The organism is Methylobacterium sp. J-077 (genome assembly GCF_022829365.1).
GTDB lineage: Bacteria > Pseudomonadota > Alphaproteobacteria > Rhizobiales > Beijerinckiaceae > Methylobacterium.
Window position 1 is genome coordinate 1 of record NZ_JAKSYJ010000063.1, and the last position, 11,386, is coordinate 11,386.

Annotated in this window: 8 protein-coding genes; 6 read left to right on the plus strand and 2 right to left on the minus strand. The window is 60.0% G+C overall.

Going from position 1 to position 11,386, the window contains the following annotated elements:
- Window positions 1–1,184 precede the first annotated feature (1,184 nt).
- From MKL11_RS03895 to MKL11_RS03920, 6 genes are all read left to right on the plus strand, one after another.
- Window positions 1,185–2,762, plus strand: a complete 1,578-nt coding sequence (locus MKL11_RS03895; protein WP_243940464.1) for a Wzz/FepE/Etk N-terminal domain-containing protein — start codon at window positions 1,185–1,187, stop codon at window positions 2,760–2,762.
- 307 nt (window positions 2,763–3,069) lie between these two features.
- On the plus strand, window positions 3,070–4,236 hold the full coding sequence (glf, locus tag MKL11_RS03900; RefSeq protein ID WP_243940465.1) for a UDP-galactopyranose mutase: 1,167 nt from the start codon (window positions 3,070–3,072) through the stop codon (window positions 4,234–4,236).
- Window positions 4,237–4,292: 56 nt separating this feature from the next.
- On the plus strand, window positions 4,293–5,330 hold the full coding sequence (locus MKL11_RS03905) for a glycosyltransferase (protein WP_243940466.1): 1,038 nt from the start codon (window positions 4,293–4,295) through the stop codon (window positions 5,328–5,330).
- A 116-nt stretch (window positions 5,331–5,446) separates the two neighbouring features.
- Complete coding sequence (locus MKL11_RS03910) at window positions 5,447–6,313, plus strand: hypothetical protein (protein WP_243940467.1); 867 nt, start codon at window positions 5,447–5,449, stop codon at window positions 6,311–6,313.
- A 132-nt stretch (window positions 6,314–6,445) separates the two neighbouring features.
- Window positions 6,446–7,729, plus strand: coding sequence for an oligosaccharide flippase family protein (locus MKL11_RS03915; protein WP_243940469.1), 1,284 nt, complete (start codon window positions 6,446–6,448; stop codon window positions 7,727–7,729).
- Between the two features lie 125 nt (window positions 7,730–7,854).
- Window positions 7,855–9,207, plus strand: a complete 1,353-nt coding sequence (locus MKL11_RS03920) for a hypothetical protein (RefSeq protein WP_243940471.1) — start codon at window positions 7,855–7,857, stop codon at window positions 9,205–9,207.
- Here MKL11_RS03920 and MKL11_RS03925 read toward each other — a convergent pair.
- Both MKL11_RS03925 and MKL11_RS03930 read right to left on the minus strand, forming a co-directional pair.
- Window positions 9,150–10,241 (minus strand): glycosyltransferase family 4 protein, encoded by a 1,092-nt coding sequence (locus MKL11_RS03925; protein WP_243940473.1) that lies wholly within the window; start codon window positions 10,239–10,241, stop codon window positions 9,150–9,152. The two genes, MKL11_RS03920 and MKL11_RS03925, sit on opposite strands and share 58 nt — an antisense overlap.
- 273 nt (window positions 10,242–10,514) lie before the next feature.
- Complete coding sequence (locus MKL11_RS03930; RefSeq protein ID WP_243940475.1) at window positions 10,515–11,234, minus strand: hypothetical protein; 720 nt, start codon at window positions 11,232–11,234, stop codon at window positions 10,515–10,517.
- Window positions 11,235–11,386: the final 152 nt, after the last annotated feature.

Here is an 11,386-nt window from a genome sequence, read left to right on the forward strand (position 1 = left end):
ATCGCGGCGACCACACGCGCGCGCAGATGCACCGACAGGGCTGAAGGCCTGGCGATCCTCCCTCGTAAGCCCAGCCAGTGAATCACACGCCAGCCCGATCGCCTACCCCAAGCGATTCAACCCGCCAGGGCACGGCTCTAGAAACCGGATTACGACCACGATCTGCTCGCAATCGATTCCGATCCGGCGGAGGAAGTCGCCGACGATCAATCGGCTCGCTGACCTCAGCCGTCGCCCCGCTATGCAATCGCCGGGTACGGCACACGTCAAGGAAGGCGCCCGGCAGATAGTTAATACGGCCGCAGGATCATATCACGATAAGATCGTCCATCCTTTCGTTCAAAGTCTGGCGTTCAAAGCCTCTGCCGTCCGAACCGTTTGTTGACGCATGGCCCCAACCCGCATATTGCAGTGCAAAAAGAAGGTCAGGGCGTAAGTCGATGTCTTCGACGCAGAATTGATGCCATCCTGAGAGTTCCCTATCGCCTATATCGTCCGGCGACGGGGACGCGTATGGAGATCGTGAGGCATGGAGTTCGAGCGCTCAATGACAGGACGAGCGAAACGCTGGGGATCCAGGCCGTTCGTCGCGGGAGTGATCTGTCGGAGAACGATCATCCGGACCACCGGTTGCGGAGGGTTGATGCTGTTCAGGCCCGACCCGTGCCGACGGCGGTGTTGCGGGAGAGTATGGTCACGGCCTATCGCGGCTCCTATACCGCGGCGCGGTCGAACCCAGCACAGCCCGCCCGTGAGCCTGAGCGCATCAACGACCTTAAGATACCAACGCCGAGTCGAACTAGCTCTGGACATTCCCCTCCGATCGGCCGGCCACGATAGCTTGGGGCCCGAGCTCAATTGCGCGTCACGGGGCACCAGTCTGACAACAGGGCGGGCGACAGCAAGCGGCGCATCACACCGTGTCTTTATTCGAAATGGCATCTGTTCTTTCACGGCGAGGTGCCGTCTCATTCGCGTACGAGCATCAGACCGGAGCGCTCGCTCCGGTCAAAGATCTGCACATCCACGAGTGCCCGACGGCAAGGTGACGCCACTGCGAGAGTCGTACCGTTTTTCTCTACAGCTCTTAGCTGGACGGCAACCAGCGAAGGGTAAAAGATATCTGTGACGCTTAATAAGCGATACTGGGCCCAGGGGCGAGCTCTAACCCAATGAATCAACGCATGGCATGGCCCGACGCCGGTGGCACGCGGGTCCAGAGTTTGGTCGATCAGCACTCGGACGGACAGACGTTCGGCATCCTGCTGCGCCGGGGTGGCTCGATCATCCTGGCCTTTCTTGCGGCGAGCCTGTTTCTCGCAGCCCTCTACATCGCAAATGCCCCCTCGATTTTCGTCGCCACGACGCAGGTGCTTTATGATCCACGTCAACAGGGGGCAGCGCAGTCGGAGCGCGACTACGTACAATACACGATCGATACCGCGCAGCTTGAGAGCCAGATACAGGTTCTAAAGTCGGAAGACATCTCGAAGACCGTTATCGAGGCGCACGCTCTGGCCAAAGATCCCGAATTCGCGCGCCCAGTCCCATCGCTGCTCGGCCGATTCAAAGCCCGGATTTTTGGTCCAAGTGAGTTATCTGCGGATCCCGCGGATGCAGCGATGCTTGCGGATGCGATAACGGCTGCGAGCTTCGATCAGAGTTATGATGTCCGCCGAGTCGGCCAATCCTATGTCTTACTCGTGACTTTTCGGTCGCTCGATCCAGAAAAGGCCGCGCGCCTCGCGAACGCAGTGACCGCCGCTTACGTCGCTAGGCAGCTCACCTCCAAGGTCTTCAACGCGGAACGTGCCGGGTTCCTCAAGGCGCCGCTCTACGACCTTAATAAGGAACTTGAAGGTGCCCGAGACGCGATTAAGACCGGCGTCCTTCAACCGGGTGCATTTCCGAGCGCGAACGTTCAGATATTAAATACGGCACGGATACCACTCGGCCGTGCTGCGCCACAGGTTTCTTTGATTTTCGCGTTCTCGACCGCGCTCGGCCTCCTCCTCGGTACTGCGGCGGTGATCGGCTGGCAGCGTCTGAATCGATGCCTTGTCACGCCGGGTCAAGCTCAGCAGGCACTCGGGCTGAGCTGCCTCGGCGAACTCCCCGCTTGGGCGCGCTGGACTCCGGGCCGACAGAAGCTTCGAGCCGGAAATTCCTCGATTCCCTACGTCCAGAAGGTGAATAATATCAGGGCGTCGCTCGAATTCGGCGGGCTACCCGATACCCACACGCAGTGCATTGGCATTTTATCGGCCCGCCGCCGGGAGGGCCGGAGTCTGCTGGCGGCTCATCTCGCCCGCACATTTGCGGCGAATGGCGAGACGACCCTACTGATCGACGGTGACCTCCAGAACGCCACATTGACGCGTGAATTCACTCCCACCTTGATTATGAAACAGGATGATTTCTCAGTGGATGACACCGCAAGGTCGCGCTATTCCACGTACCGGGACGTCTCGGGATTCGTATTCCTGCCCATGACCGCGCATCCGCAAACCACGTCTAATTCATCCTTTGGCCGCGGCTTGCGCGGCCTCCTCGACGTTGAGCGCGCCAATTATCAGCGCATCATCATCGATTTCCCGCCCCTGTCCGCTCTTCCCGACAGCTGGGAAGTGTTCAGTGTCCTCGACACGGCCGTGGTGGTCATCCTGGCCGGCAGTACGCCACAAACAGAGGTTGAGCGGGTAATCGACAGTTGCCGGCTTGCGCGGACCGCGATCGCCGGCGTGGTGATGAATTCACGGTGAGGCCGGGCTGTGTCCCGATCTCAATCGCCTGCTGTCGGGATTGCCTCCGCCACAGGTCGGCGGCATGCAAGGTCCGGTTATGCCGGTGGCCTACGGTCCCCGCCGGAAGGACGTAGCGCTGCACACGTAGTTTGTCACCGCGCGAAATGAGACTTTGTGAGACCAGTCCCAGGGCACATGAGCGGACGCGCGTCGGTCACGGGCGCGCGGCGTAGATAGCAGTTCAGACCGCGTCACGTACACCACATGCGGTCTGGCAAATTCCTGTCAGCCGCTTCTAATCGGCAAGCGGATCAGAAGGTACGAGATGAGCAAACCAGCTTGGATTATCGTGGGCGCGGGCTTCACCGGTGCCGTCGTCGCCGAGCGAATCGCCTCGGTCCTCGACGAGCGCGTCCTCGTGGTCGACCGGAGGGATCACATCGCTGGCAATGCATACGACTATCGTGGTGAAAACGGGTTGCTCATCCACAAATACGGCCCGCACATCTTTCATACCAATAGCAAGCGCGTCTGGGATTATCTGTCGCGCTTCACCGAATGGCGAAATTACTTCCACAAAGTGTTGGGGCACATCGACGGACAACTGGTTCCAGTCCCCTTCAATCTGAATTCGATCGCGCAACTCTTTCCGAGCGGTATGGCTGACCGCCTGTCGGAGAAGCTGGTCGCGCGCTATGGCTTCGGCACAAAGGTGCCCATCCTCAAAATGCGCGCCGACGCTGACGAGGATCTAAAGTTTCTCTCGGACTACGTCTACCGTAAGGTCTTCGAGACGTACACGCTGAAGCAGTGGGAGCTGCGCCCTGAGGAACTTGATCCGTCGGTCAGCGCACGCGTGCCGGTCCACGTCAGTCGTGACGACCGGTACTTTCAGGACAGCTATCAGGCAATGCCGGTAGATGGTTATACGGCTATGTTTCGAAAAATACTTAATCATCAAAATATTTCTGTCGAATTATCGACGAACTACAAGGATGTGTGCGGTGACTTCAAATCGGCGAGGGTAATTTATACGGGGCCAATTGACGAATATTTTAATTATTCTCACGGCCAGTTGCCCTATCGCAGCCTGCAATTTAAGCATGTGCCGTATTCGCAGGAATTCGCCTTCCCGGTCGGAACGGTCAATTATCCGAATGAGTTCGATTTCACCCGTGTGACCGAGACCAAACATCTGACAGGCGACAGGGGGCCACTGAGCCTTCTCACCCAAGAATATCCGGAGGCTTACGTGCCCGGGACGAATGAACCCTATTATCCGATCCCGACGACGGCCACCTCGGAGGCTCTGCGGCCGTACCGGAATTTGGCCCGGGAACTGGACGGCCAGGTCTGGTTCGCCGGCCGACTCGGTGATTACGCCTATTACAACATGGATCAGGCCTGCGCGCGGGCGATCGCCTTGTTCGATAAGCAGATCGCCCCGGTCCGGCAGAATGGTGGGCGCGGGCAAGCATCGCGCCTGGCCTGAAAGGTTCGATCGTGCGAATGACCCAGCCAGCAGCGTCTCACACGGAGGCCGTTTCGGTGGCGCTCGCGACCTATAACGGGTCCGGCTACCTCCAGCGTCAACTCACCAGCCTAGCGGAGCAGACGTTGCCACCGTTCGAACTCGTCGTGTTCGACGATGGCTCAGACGATGATACGCACCGAATCGTCGCCGCTTTTGCCGCGAAGGCTCCGTTCCCGGTGCGTCACCAAGTCAACGCCGAACGCCTCGGGTATGCCGACAACTTCCTCGCCGCCGCTCAGGCCTGCTTCGGCACCTACATCGCGTTCTGCGATCAAGACGACGTCTGGCATCCGCAGAAACTTGAGCGATGCGTCGGAGTGCTCAAGCAGGAGCAGGCCGTGCTGTGTACCCATACCGCCGGCCTCATCGACGGCGACGGCATCGCGATCGGCTCGCTATCGCAAAACATCACTGAGACGCGGGTTTGGAGCGCGCGAAAGCTGCCCCCATGGGACGTATTCCTCGGCTTCACGCAGGTTTTTGATCGGAGGCTTCTGGATCTCGTCGCGCCTGCACGACGCGGCTACGACAATCACGCGCGCGGCTCTATGCTCGCCCACGACCGCTGGATCTACGTCCTTGGCACCAATCTCGGCCGCACCGTGACGCTGGCCGAGCCCCTCGCGCATTACCGGCAGCACGGAGCCAACCTCTACGGTGGCCGGCGAAAATCCCTGATGACCCGCCTGCGCGGTAAGTTGGTCGGATCGGCTGAGGCATTAAGGACGTATGCGAGTATCGCCGCCCATCGAGCCGAGATTTTCCTCGACGTCGCCGAGCGGCAGCCCGATGACGTGTTCGCGCCAGAAGCCCGCATCGCCAGCGAGTGGTGGGCGGAGATCGCCGCGACCTTCCTAAAGCGAGCCGAACTCTACGAACACCCCGAATTCACGGGCCGCATTGGCCGGATGTGCGCCTTACTCGCCGAGCGACTCTATCGGCCGGTGACACGCGGCGGACTCGGGCTAAACGTGTTATTCAAGGATATTATCCTTGGCGTTTTCGGCTTGAGATTCTCCCCGCCGATGTCCTCCAAGTTGGGATCGTCATGACTGAACCTAGCCCAGTGCATCAAGCGCGATACCGTAAAGTGGTCGTACTCGCACCGTCCGGTATCACTACCGGCGGACCAGAACTTCTGCATCAACTTGTGCACGAGATCCGTACCATGGGCGGTGACGCGGCGATCGCCTATCGGCCGGAGGCCGCTGCGCCCGTGCCCGAACGCTACAGCGGCTATGACATCGCGTCGGTTCACGATCTGCCTGTCGGTGAGGAGGACTGTATCGTGGCGCCCGAAACCCTCGTGCGCGAATTGCCTCTGCGAAGTCCGGCTGAGCGCCATATCTGGTGGCTGAGTTTCGACTTTTTCACGAGTCGGCGTCCGACCGGGGCAGGGCGGTTTATCGCCAACAGTTACAAGAGCGCCCTGATCCAGGTGATGACAATTTTCGGGGTTCGTCACCTGTTCCAATCGGATTACGCTCGCCTGCGACTTGCGGAGCGCAAAGTTGAGGGGGTGCTACTCTCCGATTATCTCTCGACCGAGGCCAATCCCGTCGACAGTGCATCGCGCGAGGATATGATCCTTTACAACCCGAAGAAGGGCCTCGCCGTGACAGAAATGCTGCGCGAGAGCTGCCCGGGTCTGACCTTCGTACCAATCATCAACATGAACAAGGAGGAGGTCGAACAGACTTTCCGACGGGCCAAGATCTACATTGATTTCGGTGAACATCCTGGAAAAGACCGGTTGCCGCGCGAGGCTGCTGCATTGGGGGTCGTTGTGATCGTCGGCGCGCGCGGCTCTGCGGCGAATGATCAAGACGTTCCACTTGCCGCACGCTATAAGCTCGCCATCGATGCCACGTTGCGCGAGCGCTTTCCCGCACTGATCGCCGATATTTTCTCAGACTTCGATCGTCATCGCTCCGCACAGGATCCATATCGGAGCTTCATCGCCGGAGAGCGCGCCGCCTTCACACAGCAAGTCAGAGACATCTTTTTTGTCCGCGTTGGAACGACGACGACCTAAATCCATCCGCGACCGCGGTGCATTCAGGGACGTCCACGAGGCTTTAAGGCAAGCCGTTTACGCCGAGCCAGTCGAAAACCTTCCGGATAGAGGCGCCCCGAGACCGGACATCATGACATCATGCGATTGATTTTGAACGTCATCACCCTGACGATCTGGCAGGGTAGCATCTATTTGATTCCGCTGATTACGACGCCCTATCTGGCACGTGTGCTTGGCGTGCAAGAATTCGGATGGCTCGGCCTCGCAGGTGCGGTGGTGAGCTACATATCTCTCGTCGTCGATTGGGGGTTCAGCCTCAGCGCGACCCAGAAGGTCGCTCAAAATTCCGGTCAAGTACACGTCTTGCGCCAATTATTTTGGGATGTCGTACTCGCGAAATTCATTCTTGTTTGCGTCATGGCGGCTATTTTCCTGCTATTTATATTGTTCTTTCCGGATTTGAAAAAAATCTTGCCGATAGTCCTCGCCTTCCTGTTGCAAGTGATTTTTGGAGTTTTGAATGCGAGCTGGCTTTTGCAGGGCTTGGAGCGGATGATGAGCTTTGCGCTTGCTTCTCTGGCCGGGCGCGTGCTCACCATCCCTCTGACGTTTGTCTTCGTGCACGGTCCCGACGACGTCGTGGTCGCCGCGGCCATCCAGGGTGGCAGCTTCTCAATATCGGCGATCGCCTCGTTGTGGGCGGCCGGGCAGGTTCTCGACCTCCGACCGGTGACGTTCTCGCCGGCACGCAGTTGTCAGCAGATCAGGGATGGCGCTTCGCTATTTCTGTCAACGGGCGGGATCAGCCTATACAGTCAGGGCAACGTACTCGTCCTCGGTGCAATCTCCGGTGCTACCGCGGCCGGGCTTTACAGCGGCGCCGACCGGGTTCGTCGGGCCGTTCAAGGGGTTACCGGGCCGGTGAGTACCGCCCTGTTTCCTCGCGTGAACAATTTGGTCGTTACGAACCCGCTCCGCGCCAAGACGCTGATCGGTCTCATCCTACTCGTGCAGGGTGGTGGAACCTTTTTCTTGAGCCTGGGTCAATATTTTGCTGCCGACTTCGTCGTAACTCGCTTCCTCGGGCCGGCATTCGTGGATGCCGTGCCCGTAGTCCAGGCGTTGGCGCCGATCCCGTTCTTAGTCGGCTTGAGTAATGTGTTTGGTATGCAGATGCTGATCCCGTTGGGGTTCTCCCGATCGTTTACCATCATCACGCTCGGTGCGGGATTTTGCAGCTTAATCTTCTTGCCTATCCTTTGCTTTTTTCACGGAGCCGTCGGCGCTGCTGTGGCGGCGACCGTCACGGAGGGACTGGTGACCACCATGATGGCGTTGGTTCTGTTCGTGCGCCGAAAGACCTTGTTTGCTAAACCGGAGCCAGTACCAGAGCCGGCGGCCGAGATACTCGCGCCCCTACTGCTCGAACGGTAAGAGCAGAGTTGATTGGGCGTGGCGCGTCGACCGAAACTGAGGTGCAACATATGACGTGGCCCGTCCCGGTCTTCTGGATGTTATTAACCGCCGGTCTGCTCAGCTCCGGTCCTCTGCTAATTTACATGTTCTTCGCCGCCGCGGCTTTTGGATCGCTTGCCATCGTCCCGGTTGAGATGGTGGGCGGGGTTAACCTCCTGCCGCAGCCCGTCCTGGCGGCGGCGATCCTTGCGCGGCTTCTCGCGACACCATCAGCTCTGGCGAGAAGCGTCGAGTTGCTGACGAACCCGCGCCGGCTCGGGATCCTAGCCCTGTTTCTCGGAACGAGCGTGCTCACGACGGCGATAATGCCGGTCCTGTTTCGAGATCGGGTGAACGTTATCACCATGTCGGCCGCTCAGGAAGGAGCGTCGCCTCTGCGGCCGGGGACCTACAATCTCACGCAGACTGCCTATTTAACACTGTCGGTTGGCGCCGTCCTAATCTTCAGCCTGCTCGCCGAGCAACCCCGCTTGCTGCCGATGTTGCGCAATGCTGTCCTTGCCGGTGCTGTAACCGTAGCGCTGAGCGGGCTTCTATCTCTCGTCGTCAACACGATCGGGGTTCCGGAAGCGCTGGATGCGTTTCGGACTGTAAGCTACACCTTGTTGACGAGCGACGAGGTCATTGGCGTGAAGCGTCTTGTTGGCCTGATGCCGGAGGCGTCGGCTTTCGGCGCGCTCTGCGTACTCTACGGCGCCACCATCGCGTTTTGCTTGCCCGGCTGGTCGGGCACGACGCGTTTTGTGGCCGGCGCGACCACGCTTACGTTGCTGATTCTAGCAGCGTTATCGACTTCATCCACAGCCTATGTCGGGCTGGGTCTCTGCTTCGCTCTGTTCTTCCTCAATGCCCTTCGCCGGCTGTTTTCTGCTCGCTCGCGCCGTCGTGGTATAAAGCTGCCCGAGATTATGGGCGCGTTCGCGATCAGCGCGGGTCTCGCTGCCCTCCTGCTGTTCGTGCCGCAAGCGATCGATGGCGTGCGCGAGATGATCAATGTGGTGCTGTTCCAGAAAGTCGGTTCCGCGTCGTATCTGGAGCGTATGATGTGGAACGAGACGGCTCTACGTGCTTTTTGGGAAACCCAAGGTTTCGGCGTGGGAATTGGTTCGGCGCGTGCCTCGAACTGGTTCGTCGCCCTCTTCAGCAACGCCGGCCTAATCGGCGGGGGGTTGATGATGCTGTTCGTTGCACAAACCCTGATGCGAGCCCTGCCGCGGGATATGACGGCGGAGACAGTCCTTGGTTTCAAGGCGAGCATCGTCGTCGCCTGCGGTCTGGCGGGCGTGTCTGGGACATCTCCGGATTTCGGCGTCGGTGTCGGCGCCATCTATGGTATCATTACCGGACTATGTTTGCAGCGTGCCCGCGGCCGGAATGCTCACGCAGATGGATCAGCTACGACGGCGGATCGTGGCGGACCCGTCAGTGTCTCGTAGACATCGCGGTATTCCTCGTAGAGGCGCTCAACACCGAATCTTTCTAGGTTCCTCAGCGCGCTCGTCTGTCCTTGCCTCAGCTTGTCAGCGTCGCTTAGGAGGTCGAAGATCGCGCGGGCTATCGCGGGGGCGTCCCCAGGGGGAACGAGAGTTCCGGCCAAACCACCGTCCAGCGCTTCAGCCACGCCTCCCACTGCCGTCGCGATCACGGCGCACCCGACCGATCGAGCCTCTATATTGACCAATCCGAAAGGCTCGGCCAGCGAGGCGAGTACGAAAATGTCGCTAGCGCGAAGAATCTGACGGGGATCGCTTTGCGACCCGTGAAAGCGAATCCGGTCAGCAAACCCGGTCGCCACAGCGACCGCCTCAAGACGCTTTCGATCCGGCCCGTCGCCTACGATATTCAAGAAACACGGAGTTTCCTTTTGAACAAGTTTGAACGCTTCAATCAAATAATCAACGCCTTTGCGAGCGTGAAGGCCACAGACGGTCGTTACGTTTGGATGGGGTAGATCAAGGCTATCCTGTTTCTGAAAAAAGCGCTCCCGCGCTCCGCCCAGCGGACCGTTCACGATGGAAGTTAGGCGAGCCGCTGAAAAGCCTCGCTTGATCATGTTCTGGCGCTCAGCCGTGCTAACGGTGACGATTCGATCCCCGAGGCGCATGATCATCGAATGGCGATCGAAGGAATTGTGCACCGTTGTCACGAGCCTCGCACGCGTGACTCGGGTGGCCAAATAGCCAAGAACTGCACCGGACATCATGTGCGCGTGGACGACCTCGATCCGATCGCGCCTAACGATCTGAACGAGGTGCACTAATGAGCGTAGGAGGATCAGGGGATTGCGGCTCCTCTGTCGCAAATTGACCCGGCGTACTTTCTCCTGAATCAAAAGATTATGGAGCTCGCCGCCCTCGCTGCCATAATAAACAGTGTCGCCGCGAGCTGACTGAACACACGCTAAGTCTACTGCTGCGTGAACATTTCCATGTCCCAGCCGGCAGTGGTTTACAAGGTGAAGGATCCTCATGGCATATGCTGTCATCGAAAGCTAAGCGCCTTTATGAGCACACTCGAATACCTCTTGCAAGTGTCCGTTCCGCACGTGGCGTTCCCGTGACGAGGTGGCCGAGTCAAAAGTTGGCGTCGGGTTTTGTACACATTGAGACCATATGCCTTTTCTGCGACTGGAGCACACAACGACCGCTGCAGAGTGTGGCGCGGCGAAACAATGGGTGAGGCGGCTGTCCTCCCGTGCGTGGATAATGCGGGGCTGACATTCACTTAGCTCGACTTTGGCCATTCATGCGGCGTGGCAGAGGGCGTAGGCCCAGGGCGCTGGCAGGCGGAAGCGGGGTTTTGTCTGAAGGCGTCGGCGTGGTGATGTCGCTAAAGCCCGCTGGCGCCAGATCGCGCAGCGCACGGCGGCCAGGGCATCGGCGAAGGTGGGGCGTGGCTTGGGGTACCATGCGGCCGTGGCGACCGCCCGCCGCTGACGGGCCGGGAGCCGCCCAGCCAGCAGAGTGACGATTGAGAACTGGGCGAGCAGGCAGGGCGTGGTGCGGGCGATCGCCGTGTCCGACCACTGACGCTGGGTCTCGACGCCGAGATGGGCGCGGACTTCCTGGAAGGTAACCTCAACGCTCCAGCGCCGCACGAACCACGACACGACCTGGGCCGGCTCGCGAGCGAGGTCGGTGCAGAGCAGGGCCTGAGGCGCGAAGCGTTTGGCGGGATCGCGCACGAGCACCCAGCGGATCGGCACGACCGGCATCCCCCCGTGCCGCCACACCGCGGTGCCGGAGGCGATCTCAATGACCCGCTCGCCCGCCCCGTACCAGCCTGGCACGGTGAGGCGACGCCAGAGGGTGTCCTCAGCCGTGAGGGTCACGGGGAGCGTGGGCAGTCGCACGCCCTTGGTGCGGGGCCGTCCGTTCGTGCCGGGCGGCCGCGGTGGGGCCGGCTCGTAGAGCGCCGCGTCGAGCCACAGACGCGTGATCGCCGTGATGCGTCCACGGCGCATCGCGTCGAGGAATTGGGATTGCCCCTTTTCTGTGGACGGTTCAGGGGGCTTGGCTAAGCGGGGTCTCGGGCAACGGGTCGGAGCGGGTTTCATTCTCGTAGACGACGGGCGAGCGGTAGCCGAGCGCCGAGTGCCGGCGCAGCGGATTGTAG